Annotated in this window: 16 protein-coding genes; 5 read left to right on the top strand and 11 right to left on the bottom strand. The window is 62.2% G+C overall.

Going from position 1 to position 17,920, the window contains the following annotated elements:
• Nucleotides 1-75: 75 nt before the first annotated feature.
• From K410_RS0133085 to K410_RS0133095, 3 genes are all read left to right on the top strand, one after another.
• Nucleotides 76-324 (top strand): hypothetical protein, encoded by a 249-nt coding sequence (locus tag K410_RS0133085; protein WP_155253792.1) that lies wholly within the window; start codon nucleotides 76-78, stop codon nucleotides 322-324.
• A gap of 134 nt (nucleotides 325-458) precedes the next feature.
• Nucleotides 459-761, top strand: a complete 303-nt coding sequence (locus K410_RS0133090; RefSeq protein WP_155253793.1) for a hypothetical protein — start codon at nucleotides 459-461, stop codon at nucleotides 759-761.
• 521 nt (nucleotides 762-1,282) lie between these two features.
• Nucleotides 1,283-2,311, top strand: coding sequence for a diguanylate cyclase (locus tag K410_RS0133095; RefSeq protein WP_049820420.1), 1,029 nt, complete (start codon nucleotides 1,283-1,285; stop codon nucleotides 2,309-2,311).
• Between the two features lie 336 nt (nucleotides 2,312-2,647).
• Here the strand turns inward: K410_RS0133095 and K410_RS0133100 are convergent, their stop codons facing one another.
• The 4 genes from K410_RS0133100 to K410_RS0133115 form a co-directional block, all read right to left on the bottom strand.
• Nucleotides 2,648-2,968 carry a DUF736 domain-containing protein gene (locus K410_RS0133100; RefSeq protein ID WP_028138853.1) on the bottom strand — a complete coding sequence of 107 codons (321 nt, stop codon included), beginning with the start codon at nucleotides 2,966-2,968 and terminating at the stop codon, nucleotides 2,648-2,650.
• 1,556 nt (nucleotides 2,969-4,524) lie between these two features.
• Nucleotides 4,525-5,298, bottom strand: coding sequence for a COG4705 family protein (locus tag K410_RS0133105; protein ID WP_028138854.1), 774 nt, complete (start codon nucleotides 5,296-5,298; stop codon nucleotides 4,525-4,527).
• Between the two features lie 91 nt (nucleotides 5,299-5,389).
• Nucleotides 5,390-5,782, bottom strand: coding sequence for a hypothetical protein (locus K410_RS0133110; protein WP_028138855.1), 393 nt, complete (start codon nucleotides 5,780-5,782; stop codon nucleotides 5,390-5,392).
• A 56-nt stretch (nucleotides 5,783-5,838) separates the two neighbouring features.
• Nucleotides 5,839-6,594 carry a COG4705 family protein gene (locus K410_RS0133115; protein ID WP_028138856.1) on the bottom strand — a complete coding sequence of 252 codons (756 nt, stop codon included), beginning with the start codon at nucleotides 6,592-6,594 and terminating at the stop codon, nucleotides 5,839-5,841.
• Between the two features lie 604 nt (nucleotides 6,595-7,198).
• On the opposite strand from K410_RS0133115, the gene K410_RS0133120 reads away from it, so the two are divergent.
• Nucleotides 7,199-7,858 carry a response regulator transcription factor gene (locus K410_RS0133120; protein WP_028138857.1) on the top strand — a complete coding sequence of 220 codons (660 nt, stop codon included), beginning with the start codon at nucleotides 7,199-7,201 and terminating at the stop codon, nucleotides 7,856-7,858.
• Nucleotides 7,855-9,156 (top strand): ATP-binding protein, encoded by a 1,302-nt coding sequence (locus tag K410_RS0133125; protein ID WP_063831466.1) that lies wholly within the window; start codon nucleotides 7,855-7,857, stop codon nucleotides 9,154-9,156. Before K410_RS0133120 ends, K410_RS0133125 begins: the two co-directional genes overlap by 4 nt.
• A 114-nt stretch (nucleotides 9,157-9,270) precedes the next feature.
• On the opposite strand, the gene K410_RS0133130 is transcribed toward K410_RS0133125, so the two are convergent.
• The 7 genes from K410_RS0133130 to K410_RS0133160 form a co-directional block, all read right to left on the bottom strand.
• On the bottom strand, nucleotides 9,271-9,591 hold the full coding sequence (locus K410_RS0133130) for a DUF736 domain-containing protein (protein WP_028138859.1): 321 nt from the start codon (nucleotides 9,589-9,591) through the stop codon (nucleotides 9,271-9,273).
• 867 nt (nucleotides 9,592-10,458) lie between these two features.
• Complete coding sequence (locus tag K410_RS40070) at nucleotides 10,459-10,755, bottom strand: hypothetical protein (protein ID WP_155253794.1); 297 nt, start codon at nucleotides 10,753-10,755, stop codon at nucleotides 10,459-10,461.
• A 443-nt stretch (nucleotides 10,756-11,198) separates the two neighbouring features.
• Entirely contained in the window at nucleotides 11,199-12,134 is a 936-nt protein-coding gene (locus tag K410_RS0133135) for a DUF2493 domain-containing protein (protein WP_028138860.1), read from the bottom strand.
• Nucleotides 12,135-12,499: 365 nt separating this feature from the next.
• Nucleotides 12,500-13,531 carry a DUF7146 domain-containing protein gene (locus K410_RS0133140; protein WP_028138861.1) on the bottom strand — a complete coding sequence of 344 codons (1,032 nt, stop codon included), beginning with the start codon at nucleotides 13,529-13,531 and terminating at the stop codon, nucleotides 12,500-12,502.
• Between the two features lie 67 nt (nucleotides 13,532-13,598).
• Nucleotides 13,599-15,722, bottom strand: a complete 2,124-nt coding sequence (locus tag K410_RS0133145) for a ParB/RepB/Spo0J family partition protein (RefSeq protein WP_028138862.1) — start codon at nucleotides 15,720-15,722, stop codon at nucleotides 13,599-13,601.
• 157 nt (nucleotides 15,723-15,879) lie between these two features.
• A complete protein-coding gene (locus K410_RS0133150) occupies nucleotides 15,880-17,076 on the bottom strand; it encodes a hypothetical protein (RefSeq protein WP_028138863.1) in 1,197 nt (398 codons plus the stop codon).
• Between the two features lie 497 nt (nucleotides 17,077-17,573).
• Nucleotides 17,574-17,774, bottom strand: a complete 201-nt coding sequence (locus K410_RS0133160) for a hypothetical protein (protein ID WP_028138864.1) — start codon at nucleotides 17,772-17,774, stop codon at nucleotides 17,574-17,576.
• Nucleotides 17,775-17,920 lie beyond the last annotated feature (146 nt).

Genomic DNA, 17,920 nt, shown 5'->3' on the forward strand with positions numbered 1-17,920 from the left:
CCGTGGTCTCATGGCGGCGATCCGATTCCCGGATTGGTCCAGGGCCAGTTCAGCAGCTCACCCCGCGGGGCATTCATGGAGCTTAGCGATACCGACATTGTTCGTTTCGAATACGTCTATGGCGGCAGACCACATCAATGCGCGTATCTCGTCACAGGCGGCATGCTTGTGGCGGTGGTCGGACAGATGGAGCGGAGTGCCGCCCTTGATCGCATGCTTCCCGAGCGGCTTGCGCGTATCCTCGTGCACGAGCTGCTGGTCGAGGCCGAGCTCAGTCTCAATGCCAAGGGCAGCGAGCAAGAGAGCGACAAGCAATCGAGGTGATCGGTCTGCAATACGTTGCGCGCCGAGACAGCCTAAGGTTATGCTTGTGAGGTCGGCTGCAGTTGACTTTCATTATCAAGAACTTGTGCGGCAGCCCTAGCGGGCATTCCATGCGCAGAGACCACATAACGGACATGCCGAATCTACTGAAATTCCCCAAACTCGGTCCGGCGCCTACCGGCAGGATTTGCACCACACCAGATGATACCGAGACGGAAGTGCTCCTCGGCCGGAGTGATCAGCCGACGAATGCCCGGCGTGACATCCGCGATATCATTCTGTGTCTTGAGCTCGCAGCACTCCAACTGCGCCGTGCCGAGGCAGCAAAATCGGATGCGCATCAGCTTCGGACCGCCTCAGAATATCTCTTGATGGCAGAAGAGCTGATCGAAGTTGTGCGATGGAAGGCGCCGCGCGACGGCAATCAAGATGTTTGAGGCCTATCAGCAAATCGAGGATCGACGGCTGAGAAAACAGATCTCTGAGGTTGTGCAAAGGATCGCAGCATCGCAGTGAGCGACCTCCGGTTGGCTTTTGTGAACGCAGCAAGGGGCGGCATGGCAGTCGACCCAATCAAGCGTTCGCGCACCGGTGCACGATTGGTGGTGGTCAGTTTCATCGTGGCTGTCGTTGGAGTTGGCGCTGGGGCTGGGGCTGGGCGTTCGCCGCCGTGGCGACTTTCGGGGCAAGCCTGTTCCTGCTTGGCCTCAGGGACGAACCGAGAGGAACCAAGTTTCTGCTTCGAGCCAATTCTGGACGTCTTCTGCACGAAACGTCTCTTCCGCCTGTGGGGATTCCTCCGCGACGTGTTGCCCAAAGATTTCGGTGATCCTAAAGCTACAGCGGGCGGACTGATTTCTTTCATTCCTTTCTTCCGACTTTGAAAACTGCTGGAAGCGCGGCGTGCGTGTCTCTCGCCAGTGACCGACCCGGCACATCACAGGGAGGCGCATCGCAGATGCAGAGCCTGGACGACCTCGAACCCGACCACGCGGCTTCCGTCTCCAAACATGCGCTCCAACTCATGACCGAGTTGGAGATACCGGCGACGCCCCCAAATTTTACCGTCTGGTTCGCTTACGTTCTTGGCCGCTCGGCGGCGTTGCGCAAGACCATCGATATCCTGCGCTCGAACGACCGCAAGTTCGATAAGGCCCTCAATCGCGAACTCTACGACACCTTCCTCAAATCGACCGGTTCAGTCGGAGAGGTTGCCCAAACCATTTCCGGCGAGCTCGACGCAATCCTTTCCAGCGTACGAAACGACGTTGCAGGCGCGATCGCCGACGGTGCGGCGCATTCCGAAGAGTTGATCGAGGTCGGGCGGACGCTTCGCGCAGCCAATGACCCGCAACTTGCCCTGAAGCGGCTGGCCGATGAATTGACGAGAGCGACGGAACGAGCGTCTGCGCTGGAAGCGAAGCTCGTCGAAGCGTCGGGCGAGCTTGGCGACCTTCGGAAGTCGCTTGAGCAGGCGGAACTCAGGTCGCGGACGGACGCTCTGACCGGGCTTGCAAATCGCGGGGCAATGGAGAGCTTCCTTCGGACAGCCCAAATCAATGCCATGGAGAGCGGCGATTCCTTGAGCGTGTTCCTGATCGACGTGGATCATTTCAAGAAGTTCAATGACACCTACGGACATCAATTAGGCGACCAGGTTTTGCGGCTGGTCGCAAAGTGCCTTCAAGAAGGCATCCGCGATGGCGACCTCGCAGCCCGTTACGGTGGAGAAGAACTCATCGGTATTCTGCCGGGAGCCTCGCTCACAATGACGCAGGAGGTCGCCGAACGAGTGCGCACCAGAATTGCCAGCGCGAACGTCAAGAAGCGGGCGACGGGCGAGCTGATTGGCCAGGTGACGATTTCGGCGGGCGTTGCCCAATTCAAACCCGGCGAGAGCTTCGAGACCCTCATCGAGCGATGTGACCAGGCGCTCTATCGGGCGAAGCAATCGGGCCGAAACTGTACGATCGCCCAGGGCGACTAATCACATCGGGACCAGAATAATCGTCGAGGGGAGCTCGTGCGGATCTTGCGACGGCGGAAGCCACAGTCCGTCGAGCAGCTACACGGCACTCAGCGGTAAGCGCCATGTCGAATAGAACCGATCGCCGGCTCCCCTTTTACGCACTCCGGTCAAACGCATCGCTCGCCGAAACTGGCACGAGCAACCCGAGCGGCTCGCAACTGCGCCAACTCTTTGGTACCGCGCGGTGGTCCCGCGCTCGGGCGGCGACTTGAAGCCCGCGTGGATCGCTTTCGCGATCGCCGCATCAGAGAAGCCCCGCCCGGCGGCGCCGGGCGAGGCTTGACCGAGCGAGTCTCAGTCGGCGCTCTTGCGCGGCCGCGACCAGAGGAGTGTGTAGCCCTCGCCGCCTTCGTCATCGAACAGGTTCGCGTAGATCGGCGAGTTGAAAGAGGGATCGTCGAGCTTGAGCGAGAGGTAGTCGCGGCCCTCCTCGGAACGCTTCGACCACGCTGCTCCGATTTCTGCTCGGCGAACGTACACGCGGTGGCTCGGAGCATTGTCGTTGGAGCGGTTGGGCTCGGCGACGATGCGGACACTCTTGGCCTGCAAGCTCAGTGTGACGATCTCACCCTGAAAATCGTTGCCGACCTTCTTGAACGAACCGATGGTAGCCATATCAAGTCTCCCTGCGTTGTTTCGGACCGCGACCACCGCGGCCTCGATGGCGATGACCAGGTCGAATGACGATCGGCGACGCACCCGCTTGCGGGCCGAAGCATCGCGGAGGACGCCATGGCTGAGACTTTCTTGTCTCGCGAGGAATGGGCTTGCCCAGGGGAAGAAAGTCGCAAGACTGGCGTTGCGTCTCAGACGGTCGAGGCGCAGCCGGTCTTCGGCCAGATCAAGCCATCAAAGAGGCGAGGTGTTCGCGTGTTGAACAACATTGGGAGGAGACGTGACTGGCATCGGTCGTACGATACAAGAGGTCGGTTTGTTTTCAGGTGGGAAAAGAGAGAGCACGTACAGGAAGGGCGAATCATTGCGAACATAAGCGCACCTGTAAGCAGGCTCCGATCTAGCCATAGCGCGCCGAGAGTTTGAGCGCATGATGGTTGCGAAGTGTTTTGAGGACGGCCTGCCTATCGGAGCGACCGGACATCACCGCGCGCAACGACGGAAGCAACAGTCGACGCGGAGGAAAGGTTACACGCTGCTCTGGTCGCGGCCGCGAGCGCAATCGAAGATTCGTTCATGCCCGCTCCGGTCTTTGCTGGTGCATTCTGTGGAGACAGCAATCGGCACCGCACGGTGAAGTCAAATGCAACGTGTCTGGATACAGACGAAGGTCGCGTGTGGTAGCGACAGTCGGCACAAGACGCGCGCTGATTTCTCGGAGCGACCTTGCGGTCGCCGCGCGGCATGAGGCGCGGGACTCGATCGCGGCGCTATGCGCCGCCGTCGCCAAACCTCCAGACCGGAATTCCCATCCGCCTCGCCTTGTCGGCGAGATTGCCATGAGTTCCCGGGAATACGATGACCAGCACCTCAGTCTCGGCGCTGCGCTTTGCGGCAAGTCATCGCCAGATGCGTCATGCGCCACCGCCGGCCAGACCACAGGCGAGGCAAACTCAGCCGCTGACCAAACGTACAGGAGGAAACGCCCCTTCCCCGCCGCGAAAGCAGTCCAACCTGCGCCTGATAACCTGCGGCCGCCGAAGTCGGGGGCTCGGAGCAATGCGAACAAGGATGTACTTTCCTTTATGGACCGAGCGGGAGCGGTCCGACGACGCCCGGAGTAGGCCGAGGGACATAGTAGGGGCGACTGGACAACAAGCTCTTGGTCAAGGCGCCGAATTCCTGACGGGAGGATTGATGTCAGGCAGCCAGAAGCGCCGCTGCCGGGGCGTTTGCCGCGGCAGACACCGTAGTTCTTCGGCGAGAGCAAAATCGATCCTACCGGTCTGTTAACGACGTCGGGATAACCTTCCGTTGGGGCCGGTCCCCAGCGCCAGCCTCTTGGAATGATGAGCCTGGGTGGATTCGCCTCCAGCCCGGGCTCATTTCAACTGCAACGGATGGCCGATCATCGCTTGGGCCAATCTGGCCCGATCGCTCCCGCGTCAGCCTAAAGCGCTTAGGGCTCCCAACGTTGCGGCCCGTTTTGTCGCAAAGCCCCACACCATCAGCGGGCAGCGGGGCTTCGTCCGCAGCAGAGCCTAGTTCACCACCGATCAGGTCCGTGCACCTTCGGGCTGACCGGGATGCGTACTGGCGCGCTGTGGGAGCAAGGCGACGCAGGCGACAATCAGTGCGGCCAGGATGGCAGATGCAAGATACCGACTGAAGGCGAATCCGCCGTTGGCGAGGGGCTTGTCGAGCAGATCGCCGAGTGTAGCTCCTAGCGGCCTGGTCAGAATGAAGGCGGACCAGAACAGCGCGGTGCGCGACACCGAAGTGAAGTAGTAGGCCGATGCGATCGCGACGAGCCCAACGCCAAATACGAGTGCGCCACCCTCGTAGCCTAGACCGTTGGTATCCGCCATCCAATCGCCAAGCGCGGTGCCGAGCGTCTGCGAGAAGAGGATCGAGACCCAATAGAAGGTTTCGACGCGCGGCGTCGAAACGGTGTTGACCGAGATCGATCCTTCCGAGCGGTACCACACGAAGAGCGAGATCATCAGCAGCGCGAACAGCAACGAGGATCCACCGGGATAGCCGATGCCGAGCGAGCGGTCGGCGAGGTCCGCCATGGTCGTTCCGGCCGTGGTCGTGGCGATCACGACGAACCAGTACAGGAAGGGATGGAACTTCCGTACCGAAATCTGTGCGGCGACTGCGATCAGGAAAACACCGATGAAGATCGCGCTACTCACCGCGTATCCGAGATTCATGGACATGGATACGGCATCGCCGCCGGTTTCGCCCAGGGTCGTCACCAGGATTTTGATGATCCAGAAGATCAATGTGACTTCCGGAACCTTGCTTTGTGCGATGCCGTCTTTCATGAGGGAGTCCTTCACGTGAATCGTTTCGCCCCTGTAGGCCGGAGCGTGGCGGCCGGTCGTGAAGACCGGCCATTCGCTATCGAGCGGGGCGTCAGGCTTTCATGGAGTCCATGACGGACAGGAGATCCGCGAGCGCCTTCTTGCATTTGCCGGCATTCGGATTGCTTTCCCTGACGGCTTCGAGCGCGCGGTCGATTGCCTTGTCGACGGTGTGCCAATCAGCGGCGGCGCGCGGCTTCAAGCCGGCTTCCGCCTCGTCCCACTTGGTCTCCAGATCCTTGATGCGCGTCTTGGCGCTCGGAAGGTCGCCCTTGTCGACGAGCGCCGCAACCTCGGCGGCAATGCTGCGGAAAGCCGTCAGATCTCCGAGCTTGGATTGCGCGGCCTCGGCGCGCGGCAAGAGGGCGCCGCCGACACGGGGAGCCGATTGGCCGATCGCGGCGGCGAGGATTGCTGCAGCGCATGTGATCGCGGTATTCTTCATCGTGACGTTCCTTTCGATGGTGGTTAGTTCGGCCGACCTTCGCGAGAGTGACGGAGTCAGTTGCTCGGAAGGGTTTGAGTTTTGCCGGCGCGCTCCCCTTCGAAGGAGAGCCACGCGACGAAGGCGATGATGACCGTGAGGAAGGCAAGGCTTGTGTAGATCGTGCCGAGGCCGAGGCCGCCGTACTCCCGGGATTGCGACAGGAGATCTCCGAGCGAGGCGCCCAGCGGGCGCGTCAGGATATAGGCGATCCAGAAGGTGAGGACCGCATCGACGCCGAGCGCGTAGGCCGCGGCGATGGCCGCGATCAGCGCGGCAAAGACCAGAACGCCGACGTTGAATCCGAGACCGAGCGCTTCCGTCGCGAGATCGCCGGCGGCCGTACCGAGCGCGAAAGTGAAGAGGATCGCCGCCCAGTAGAATAGCTCGCGCCGCGTCGTGACGATGGTGTGAATCGACAGTGTCCGCTCGATCGCGTACCAGACCGCAAAGATTGCTGCGAGGACGACGGAGAACGCGGCCGTACTGACGTAGAGGCTGATCTCGAGCTTGTCGGAGAGAAGATCGGTGATTTGTGTACCGACAACGCTGACCAGGACCACCGTTAGCCAATAGATCCACGGCACGTAACGTTTCATGCCGAGTTGAACGATGAGCGCGACTGCGAGCAGACCCGCCATGAGGAGACCCGTCACCGTCGTCCCGAGGCCAACGTGGACGGCGAGATAGTCCGCGCCCGTCTCGCCGACCGTCGTCGACATGATCTTGATGGTCCAGAAGATGAGCGAGACCTCCGGGACCTTGTTCAGCATGTTGCCGGTACATCGGTTTGCAAGCACGTCGAATGTCTCCTATCCGAAAGTTGCCGGCGGGAAGCCGCCGAAACTCTAGGAGCAGCGTGCACGTGCAGACTTAGCGCTCACTTAGGGGCTCAGCGGCGAGGAACGTCTGGACATTGGGCAGCCCTAAGTCGCGCCTAAGTCTGCGCGGTCATGGTGCCGCGGGGGCGTTCAAGAGGAGAACATCTTGTTCCGTTCACTGCCTCCGGTCTGCGCGGCTCTGCTTGTGACGACTGCCGCCACGTCGGCCAAACCGTGGGCGCCAAGGCAAACGACGCCGGGCCGATCCCATCGGCGAGGATTCCGCTGGATGCGGCGGTCGGGATCGCCGGAAAGCACGTCCACGGGAAGGCGGTGCGGGCCAGAATACGAAAAGCAGAGGGACGGCCGTTGAGTCCACGATGTCGAAGTCAAGGCGGACAACGCGGCATCGGACGTGAAGATCGAACCGGAACAAGGAAACGGTCATTGCATCGACGGCTGACCAGGTCGACGATGACGATGATAAGAAGGCGGATTGACTGGATTTTCATCGGTCGGCGAGCGCACGCCAGCCGACCGAGCTGGGATCAAAGCGATGCGAGTACTTTTGGTCGAGGACGACCGGATGATCGGAGCCGCGGTGGTGGAGTCGCTGAAGGATGCCGCCTACGCTGTCGACTGGGTGCAGGACGGCGAGCTCGCCTTGGAAGCGATCCGCAGCGAGACCTACGAAATCGCGCTTCTCGACCTCGGCCTGCCGCTCGTCGACGGACTCGACGTGCTGAAGACCCTTCGCGCGAGCAGCCGCGTACCCGTGATCATCCTCACGGCACGCGACGCCTTGTCCGAGCGTATCCGGGGTCTCGATCTCGGGGCGGACGACTACCTCGTCAAGCCGTTCGAGGTCGGCGAGCTCCTCGCGCGCATGCGGGCGGTGATGAGGCGCGAGGGCAGCGGAGCGTTGCCGATTCTGGGCAACGGCAAGCTCAAACTGAATCCGGCGACGCGCGAGGCGTCGTACCTCGGAGAGAAGACGGTCCTCAGCGCCCGCGAATTTGCGCTCCTACAGGCGTTGCTCGCACGGCCGGGGACCATCCTGTCCCGCAGTGAGCTCGAACGCCATATCTACGGCTGGAGCGAAGAGGTCGAAAGCAACGCAGTCGAATTTCTGATTCACGCAGTCCGCAAGAAGCTTGGCGCGTTGGCGATCAGGAACGTCCGCGGCGTCGGATGGATGGTGGACCGGCCATCATGATCAAGTCGCTGCGCGGGCGCCTCTTCGTTGGGCTCACCGCAATCATTGTCCTCACCGGGGTCGTCGGCGGCACCTTGGCCTACATGTGGGCCTACAACGAGGCCATCGAGATGCAGGACTCGGTCCTGACTCAGGTGGGGACGTTCGTGGTGAATGCATCGATAAGACAGAGCCAACCCATGAACGGCGTCGACGCCGAGTCCGAGGTCGTCGTTCTCGAGTTGGGGGCGACGCCGCAGGGCTCGGACGACGATCGCAGGCTTTGGACGCTGCGCGACGGACTGCACAACGACGTGCGTCACGGTCGGCCGATCCGCGTCCTGCTCCGCACGCGGCCCGACGGCAGCAGGTTCGCGGTGATCCAGGGGAACGAGATCCGCTCGGAGATCGCGGGCGACACGGCGATCCGGACGCTTTTGCCGATCGCCGCGCTGGTTCCCTGCCTGTTGCTGGTCACCGCTTTGGTGATCGGACGCTCGTTCCGGCCGATGTTTCGCCTGGCCGGAGAACTCGATTCCAGGAAGGCCGATGACATCAGCCCGTTGTCGGCGGAAGCCGCGCCGAGCGAGCTGCAGCCTTTTCTGGGCTCGATCAACGCCCTGCTCGAACGCATCCGCGCCATGATGGATCAGCAACGGCGGTTCATCGCGGACGCCGCTCACGAGCTTCGCACGCCGATTGCCGCACTCAGTCTGCAGACCGAAAATCTCGATCCGCTGGACATGCCTCCGGCGGTCAGAGAGCGTCTCGAGGTTCTGAAGAGCGGCATGCGCCGAACGCGACGTCTGCTCGAACAACTTTTGGCTCTGGCCCGGCAAGATCCCGCGCCCCCCGAAGCTGGCGAGAAGGTTCGTCTGGACCAGCTCGTGAAAGGAGTCGTCGCCGATTTTCTGGCAGAGTCCTCCGCGCACGACGTCGATCTCGGTTTCACGGTGGCTGAGCCCGTTTCGGTGACCGCCGATCCGCTCGCCATCATCTCCGTTGTCAGGAATCTCGTCGAAAACGCGTTGAGGCACACGCCCAACGGCGGTCGGGTCGACGTCGGCGTCTATCGCGAGGGCGGAGCGGCCGTTCTCCAGGTCGAAGATACTGGACCGGGCATTCCAGAGCAGGACATCGCGCGGATATTCGAGCCGTTCTATCGAGGGCGTAAGCCGACCGGCGAGGGATCCGGTCTCGGGCTGTCGATCGTGAAGCGCATCGTCGACAGATACGATGGTTCGATCGAGTTCGAGAATCTGACAGTGGACGATCAATGCGGTCTTTGCGCGATCGTACGACTGCCGGCGTCGGACTGAAGGGCCAAATTGGACCTTTGGTCCTTTAGGACCCGCGTGGCGCCAAAGGTCAATGGCAACAGTCGCATCGAGGAGCCTCGCCCGGCGGAACCGGGCGAGGCTGGGCTGAGTCTCTCAATCGGCGCTCTTGCGCGGCCGCGACCAGAGGAGCGTGTAACCTTCGCCTCCTTCGTCATCGAAGAGGTTCGCGTAGATCGGTGCGTTGAAGGAGGGATCGTCGAGTTTGAGCGAGAGATAGTCGCGACCTTCCTCGGAGCGCTTCGACCACGCTGCCCCGATTTCAGCTCGGCGCACGTACACGCGGTGGGTCGGAGCGTTGTCGTTGGAGCGATTGGGCTCGGCGACGATGCGGACGCCTTTGGCCTGCAAGCTCAACGTGACGATCTCCCCCTGAAAGTCGTTGCCGACCTTCTTGAACGAACCGATGGTAGCCATATCAAGTCTCCTTGCGTTGTTTCGGACCGCGACCACCGCGGCCTCGATGGCGATGACCAGGCCGAATGACGATCGGCGACGCACCCGCTTGCGGGCCGAAGCACCGCGGAGGACGCCATGACTGAGACTTTCTTGTCTCGCGAGGAATGGGCTTTAGCCCAGGGGAAGAAAGTCGCAGGACTGGCGTTGCGGCTCAGACGGTCGAGGCGCAGCCGGTCTTCGGCCAGATCAAGCCATCAAAGAGGCGAGGTGTTCGCGCGCTGAACAACATTAAGAGGAGACGTGACTGCCGTCGGTCGTACGATACAAGAAGTCGGTTCGTTTTCAGGAAGAAGCGAGAGAGCACATGCAGAGAGGACGAATCACTCGCCAAGCATAAGCGCACCTGCAAGCAGGCTCCGATCTAGCACATAGAGCGCCGAAGCGTTGGGCATAGTGGTTACGAAGTGCTGCGACGAAGGCCCCGCCGATCGGATCGACCGGACATCAGCGCGCGGAACGATCGAAGGCAACAATCGATACGGAGGCGGAGGTTACACGCTGCTCTGGTCGCGGTCGCGAACGCAATCGAAGACTCTCTCAAAGCCCCGCTCCCGCCCGGCGGGCGCATTCTGTAGCGACAGCAGCCTGAGAAGGTGACGGCAACGTCAAGCGGCTGGACAGAAGCGCAAATTCTCGCGTGACGGCGATGGTCGGCACAGTTGGCAAAGCGCGCTGATTATCGACACGATCTTGCAGCAATAGCACGGCATGGGGCGTGAGACTTAATCGCAGCGGCTATGCGCCGCTGTCGCCAAATTTGCGGGCCGTGAATTCCCATGCGGCGCTGCTTCAATACGACAAAGTGGACTGACTGTCGCACGACAGTCACCAACTCAGTAGAACAGGACGCCATTCCTTGCGGTGCAGTTCGTTCATGCTGGATCGAATAAGCGCTTCCGCTTCTTGGGTTGAGCCGAACAGTTTCGGCTCCGCCGCGAGTTCTCCCTCAGGAACGGCAAGGTGAAAAGCAAGCCGCTCAAGAGGTAATTCAAGCAGGAGAGCTCCCGTCGCGCGGCGCGCAACTTCGCTGGAGCCAACTGCGCCCGCGGCGACACGGAGTGCGATGACTGGGAAGTGACCGGGAAATGAAAATTCGGCCACCCATGCCTTGTAGATCTTCACCGCGGATCTCGCGATCAAGGATAAAGAACAACTAAAATATGGTTACATGCTGGCTGACAATTGGAAGTCATGCCACAACTAAAGGTCGTGCTGCGAAGGTCAGTGGCAACTGGGCAGTGTGTCGGCTTTGATCGTGAGAACCAGAACATCATGGATCCGTGAAGCACTGGGGATCTGAGAAATTTACGGGGAGGAGCTTGCGCCCGCGAGTTTGTCCTCGATAGTCTCGCCGATCTCCTGATGTCCGCTGTGTGCTTCCACCCGTGGACCTTAGCATTGCACCATCCGAGAGTCTTTAGAGCTGCGGCGCTTATCGCCGGCGTGCTGCCCGGTGCTGTGCTCCGATGCGACCACGTGCTGTATCGAGAGAAGCAATCAGGTAGCAGCTGCGCAGTCGCGACGAAAAGTACGGGTGGCTGGTCGGCCACGGTTGGTGCGACGCGCTATGCGCCGCTGTCGCCAAATTTCCAGACCGGAATTCCCATCCGCCTCGCCTTGTCGGCGAGGTTGTTCTGAATTCCCGTTCCCGGGAACACGATGACGCCGATCGGCATCATCGTCAGCATGAGGTCGTTGCGCTTGAATGGTGCGGATTTGGCGTGCTTTGACCAATCCGGCTTGAATGCGACTTGCGGCACCTTGCGGTTCGTCGCCCATTTGGCCGCAATGAGCTCGGCACCCTTCGGTGAGCCTCCATGCAACAGGACCATGTTGCTGTGCTTGGCGTGAACCTTGTCGAGGCGATCCCAGATCAGAAGATGGTCATCGAAGTCGAGGCCTCCTGTCAGTGCGACCTTGGGCCCGACCGGAACAAGCACCTCGGTCTCGGCGCGACGCTTTGCGGCGAGAAAGTCTCTGGAGTCGATCACCGCTGAGGTGACCGAGCGGTGGCCGACCAGCGATCCGGATCGTGGACGCCAGAGTGAGCCAGTGTGGGTTTCGAACTGTGCGATAGCTTGCTCGCGGAACAGCTCCATGCAGTTGCGTCGCTCGATTAACGAGAGTCCTTCCGTGATGAGCCGCTCAAGTTCGACCGAGCATACCTCCGAGCCATCTTGCTCCTGTTGGCTCCTGCGCTGGGCCTGCTCGTTGTGGTCGAGCTGGCGCTCGATCCGGTCTGTGGCGCGATGGAACAGATTGACCGTCGACCAGAGCAGGTCCTCCAGGTCCGGCTCCATGCGGCTGTCGCTCAGGGTTGCCACGAAGGCATCGAAGATGTCGGCAACTGCACCAGCGATCATCTTCGCCTCGGGAAGCGGCCTCGGATCTGGTTCATCGCTGAAGGGGCGGTAGCCGAAGAGTTGCAATTCGGCCAGAACGTGATGAAGCGGGGATGAACCACGCTGCGGTTCGAATGCGGTGTCGTCACGATCGGTCATGGGATGAGGCCCTCCGTGGATCGGCCGCGACCATCGCGGCCTTCGTGGCGATCACTCAGGCGGCGGGCGGGCCGGACCAGAACCCGAAGCAACGCGGAGGGCCGAAGCGACAGCGGAGGATGGCAGGGCGCGGCTATTTTGCCTCGCGATGCAAAGGCGGGATGGACTGATCGATGGATTTCTTGCGGTGACCACCGCCGGCGGAAAATAGCCGCGCCCTGCCATTGCCGGTCCGGCCCGCTTGCCGTCCGATCGCCCCCCTAGAAGGCCGGGCGCGGCCCTTCTTACGATAAGGTCGTCTCGCCTTGATCGGGCTGCCGACTTCGATTGCGAAACGCAGGCGCTCATGCCGTGATTGCGACAGCCTACGGCAAGAAGCGGACGACATCAGCCGGCGCAAGCTGTATGCGAAGAGCTGCCCGAAGTTCATCGACGCCGAAGGCGCGCAGATCCTCGTTGAAATCGTCGAGCCGGGGCGATAGTGGGATCGCTTCGATACCGGCCGCTCTGGCTTGCTGCGTCAAGGCGGTAGCGACCGCCTCGCCGGCCGCATCGGCATCACGGGCGATGTAGAGCCGGCGCAGGTTGGGTGGAAGCAGCATGGCCGCGAGATGGTTGGCGGATAGCGCTGATGCCATTGGCAAGGTCGGCAGGGCACAACGCAAGGAGAGCATGGTCTCGATGCCTTCGCCCGCAGCGAGGACGTCATCGGCGACCCCGAATCGAACTGCGTTGCCGAGCAGAAGGCCCATCGCCCGGCGCGGCGTGTCGATGGGCGCCTTGCTCCAACCGGAGCGGTCGAGCCATGTGCGGTGGACACCCGTGATGGCCCCATCGAGCGTGGTGACGGACGCGATCAGGGCGGGCCAGGTCTGCATCGGCACATGTTGATCCGGCCTGTAGTAGCAATGCGGGTGAAACCGGAGGCTGGTAAGCTCATGCAAGTCGGAAATGCCACGCGTCCGGAGATACGTTTGGGCGAGCGTGCCATGGATGGGCTTTGACATGGCAAACAGCCGCCCAGCCGATTCCGGTGAACCGCTAGACACGGATGAGAGCTGCGATTTTGATGCCGGCTCAAGCTTGGGCTGCGGCAGACTGAGAAAGCGCCGCGCCTCCGCCAGAACATCCCGGAATTCAACAAGGCCGCAGCTTTCCCTGATGACGTCGAGCAGATCGCCGTGTTCGGCGGTCGCGGCATCGGTCCACTTGCCGGCCGTTCCCTGACCCCCATTTCGTGGGCGCAGCCGAACGAACATAGACCGGCCGCGTGTGTTGTGAACGTCGCCGACAATCCAATAGCGGCCAATACGCCGCCCATTGGAAAGATAGTGCCGGCAGACGAGTTCGGCCCGCTCGGCAAGCCGGCGGGCGAGATCGGATGCTCGGGCTGACATAACTGATCTCCGCAAAAAAGAAGGCCCGCCAGTGACGGCGGGCCCTCGGGTCGACGCTTGTGTTGACTTATTCGGCCGCGACCAGCGGCTCGTCGGGGACAGGTGCGTCTTCCACCGGATGCTCTGCATCTGGCATGGCCGCTTGGCATTCGCTCACTGGCGCGTCCTCTCCCGAGGAGGATGGGGAGATCGGGCCAGATTCAGACGCCGGTGATGTCGCGCCGGAGGGGCGACCAGGCGTGCGCAGCGGCTCGGGAAGCCAGCCCGAGCCAGTAAGGAGCTCTTGCGCCCTCTCCGCCATCTCGCCCTTTTTCAGGTGCTCGATAAGTTGAGCCGCAGTCTCTCCCTTGGCCTCGCGGACGGCTTGCAGGATGCGCGCCTTGGTCACCCGTCCGAGATAGTTGTCGACCGTCGGCGACCAGCCGGCGGCAGCGACATCGAGCTCGATTGCCTCGGCGAGGCGGTCGGCGTGGCCCAGCGCACGCGGGCGCCGATTCCAGGGCTCGTACACCGCATTGACGCTGAGGGCGATGCAATGCGCGAACAGGGCATCGCGGCTGTCCCGATCGAAGGTGGAGAGGGCGTCCCAGAGCTCGGCAGATTCTCGTGGCAACTGCTCCGACCACTGCCGGTGCCTCTCGTCGACGGCCTTGGCGATCGTGGCATCGCCGAGGCCTGGCGCCTGGCTGCCGAAGACGACGCTCTTCGCGTCAACGTCGAGGCAGGATTCGGGCGTGTAGCGGTAGAAGAGTTTCAGGCAAAGCGCGTGCAGCGCCGCCAGGAACGCAACGTCCGCGTCCCCTGCGAGCGCGTCGCGCAAGGCCAGGGTGCGATACGCCGTGAGTTCGGTCATCAGCCGGTCTGGAATCGGCTTGATGCCCTCCTCCTGATCGGGCTCCTCGGTATTTTCCGAGGTGCCTGTCTGTCCTTCGGTCGCATCTCCGGAGACAGAGGTTGCCGCTGGGGTGGCACTCCGCTCGGCGGCAGCTTCTTCCTCCGCCTCCGGAATTGCCGGCTCATCGTCGGGACGGACATAGCCACGCTCGACCCGCAGCGCGCCCGACGCGTCGATGCTGACGAAGACACCCGCGCGCGCGATTTCGTCAGCATCGTACTGGACCGGCCGCTCATCGAGTTCGGCAAGGGCCGTCTCGATCTCGCCAAGGCGCTGATCAACGCTCTCGGGAAGGACGTCGACGTCGGAATGCTCCTGTTCGAGACGTTCGTACTCGGCGCGCAGCGCTTCAGCCGCCGCAACCTCCTCGTCGGTCATCGCGACGGACTCGCCGGAGATGCGGCGCAGACCATAGATGTGGCCATAGGGAAAATCGGCCGCGACCTCGACCCATTTCCAGCCTTCGGAGCGGATGTTACCGGCCTCGCGTTCCAGCCTCTCGGCGACAAGCCGATCGAGTAGCATCGGATCTTGCAGCCAACCGCCGTCATCCTGCTGAAAGAGATCGCGGATGATGTCGCCGCCGGCGGCATCGTAGGCCTCGATTCCGACGAACTGGGCGCGTTTGTCGGAGGCGCGCACGGCGCCTTCGGTCAGCAGACGCCGGATGTGATAGGGCTCCTTGTTGTGCGAACGCTGCACCGCCTCCCAAACCTGCTGCTGGCGCTCGTGGTCCGGATTGACCGCAAACGCCATTAATTGGTCGAGGCTCATGCCATCCTCGGCATAGACGTCGAGCAACGCTGGCGAGACGGCGGCGAGCCGGAGCCGTTGCTTGACGACCTGGACGCTGACAAAGAAGGCAGCAGCGATCTCGTCTTCGCTCATGCCTTTCTCACTCATGTCGCGGAACGCCCGGAACTGGTCGAGGGGGTGAAGCGGGGCACGCTGCACATTCTCGGCCAGCGAATCCTCCTCGGCGAGGCCGCCGGTCCGGATGACGCAGGGAACCGGCGCATTGCGCGCGAGCCGCTTCTGCTTGACCAGCAGTTCCAGCGCGCGATAGCGACGCCCACCGGCCGGGATTTCGAACATGCCGGTTTCCGCGCCGCCTTCGTCGAGAACCGGCCGGACGGTGAGGCTCTGGAGCAGCGTGCGCCGCGCGATATCCTGCGCGAGCTCCTCGATCGAGACGCCCGCCTTGATACGGCGGACATTGGACTGGCTCAGCACCAACCGGTTGAACGGGATATCCCGGGATTGACTGAGGGTGATCTTCTGAACGGCTCTTGCCATTGACGTTTCTCCGCGACGGGCGGTCGAGAACCTCTCTCGACCTTCTGGCCCGTCACGAAGCGAAGCGCCGCCCTCTAACTCTGAAGGGCGGCGCCAGCCGGAGAAACCGAGAGCAGAGGCTTGTCACACGCGCACCACTGGAGCGGCGCCATCGGCCTCAGTTCGCCTGATCGAGCAACTTCTTGGCCTTAGCCTCGAGGTCCAACCGGCCGTCCTGGTGCGGCTTGTCGCGTGCCACCGCGGTGATGCCTTGCACGAAGTCGAAGACAGTCTCGGGCTTGCGGCCTTCCTCGGCAAGCACCGTCTCAATGATCTTCGCGGTCTCCGACTTGCCGAACCCCCGCTTGCGAAGAAACTCGGTGCGCTCCTCATCCGTGCGCGCAACAATCCGCTCCCGCGCCGCCCTGATGCCGTTGACGAAGGGTGTCGGCGAGGAGTTGGCGAAGCGAGCGAGCGCCGGCGCAGCCTCGTGGGCGAAGCGGGTAGCCGCGAATTTGGAGTGACGGATGGTGATCTCCTCGAAATCCTCGACGCCCCAGAGATTGCGATTCTGGCACACGGCGCGAAGGTAGAAGCTCGCGATCCCAAGCGTCTTGGCACCGACCTCAGAGTTCCAGCAATAGAAGCCTCGGAAGTAAAGGTCGGGCGAGCCGTCCGCCAGCCTGCCCGCCTCGATGGGGTTGAGATCGTCGACCAGGAAGAGGAAGACGTCCCGGTCGGAGGCGTACAACGTCGTCGTGGCTTTCGTAATGTCGCCCCGCGGATTATAGATGCTGGTCGACCAGTCGAGCACGCCGGGGACCTTCCAACGCGTGTCGCCGGTGCCGTTGCCAGCGATTCGCTGCACGGCGGCGACCAGTTCCTGGTCAAAGATGCGGCCGTAATCTGGGCTTGTGACCGCCCGTAGTTCAACGCGGCCGTCCTCGACTTCGAGCGTCTTGATCAGCTCTGCGCGATTCGAGGCCAGTCCGTACTGCAAATTGATGGCCGCGAGTGGCGCTGGAAGCTGCCGCAAATATGTGGATGGCGCGCCCACCATCGTTGCGAGCTGACCGAAGCTCCAATGCGTCGGCGCGAGAGGTGCAGCCTCACCTGGCAGCATAAGCGTCAGCCGCTCCGCGTTGTCGCGATTGGCTTCCACCCGGATCGCCGCGCTCTCCACTGTCTGAGTCCGGCTCCGCTCGGCGCGGCCGCGTACGGCGGCGTGAAGCTCGGACAGCGACAAGTACCGCTCGTCCGCCGGGCGGGAAAACCATTCCGAGGAAACGCGGCCGACGCGCTCACCGCGGCTCACATCCACCTTGTAGCCGCCACGCGCATCGCGAGCGGCATCCAGAACATTCAGTTGGGTCATGGGATTTCTCCATGACGGGCGCCGGGAGACTCTCCTCTCGGCTCTCAACCCGTCACGGAAATTCCCGCCACACTCTGACTCTGCTCTGCCGATAGAGTCGGATGGTCCCGAGGATACCCGCGAAACGCTTCGGAATGCGCACGGATACTTAACCTATGCAATCTCCTCGCCGCCAAAGCTCGCGGTATGTTAGGAACATGCGCGAATACACGGGGTTGCGGGGGAATGGCTCTCTATCATTTTGACACGTGGAACAACGGTCTTCTGATGAGGGACGAAATTGGCGTCGAACTTGCCTCTTTCGACAGGCAAAGAGCGAAGCCGCGAGGTCATTGGTGGAGCTTGCAAGGGACATTCTGCCGGGGTCGATGGATCGCATGCTGGCTGTCGAGGTGCGCGAAAGCGCCTGGCCGATTCTACGTGCGGCGCTGCGTTTCGAGATTGAAGCCGCGCCGGAACGCTGAAAGACTACGTCGCGCGCTTCACAACGACGACGCCTATTCGGGAGGCAGCAGCCCCGGCGAGGTCAGCCATACCTTCAGATGCGCTGTCGCCTCCGCCTGATGGGCCTGCCGGAGGAGACGATCTTTCTCAACACCCGCAGGCAGAGCGTCGGCTCTCGCCTTGACCCGCTCGGCTTCCTTTAAGAGACGCTCTTCCAGGGTGGTCACCTGCTTGTCGCGCCGACGCTGCTGCATAGGGGCCTCCCATCACGCGAGTTCAGCCGAAGTTCCGTAAAGAGAACTCGGTCGAGGTTCAAAGGTTCGTCGAGTTAGACCAAATGACGTCTCCCCGGCGAGCTCCCTTCTTGGCAGGAGTCCCGCGGGCGTGCGCTCAATGAACT

The sequence above is a fragment of the Bradyrhizobium sp. 22 genome, from assembly GCF_000482425.1.
GTDB lineage: Bacteria > Pseudomonadota > Alphaproteobacteria > Rhizobiales > Xanthobacteraceae > Bradyrhizobium > Bradyrhizobium japonicum_B.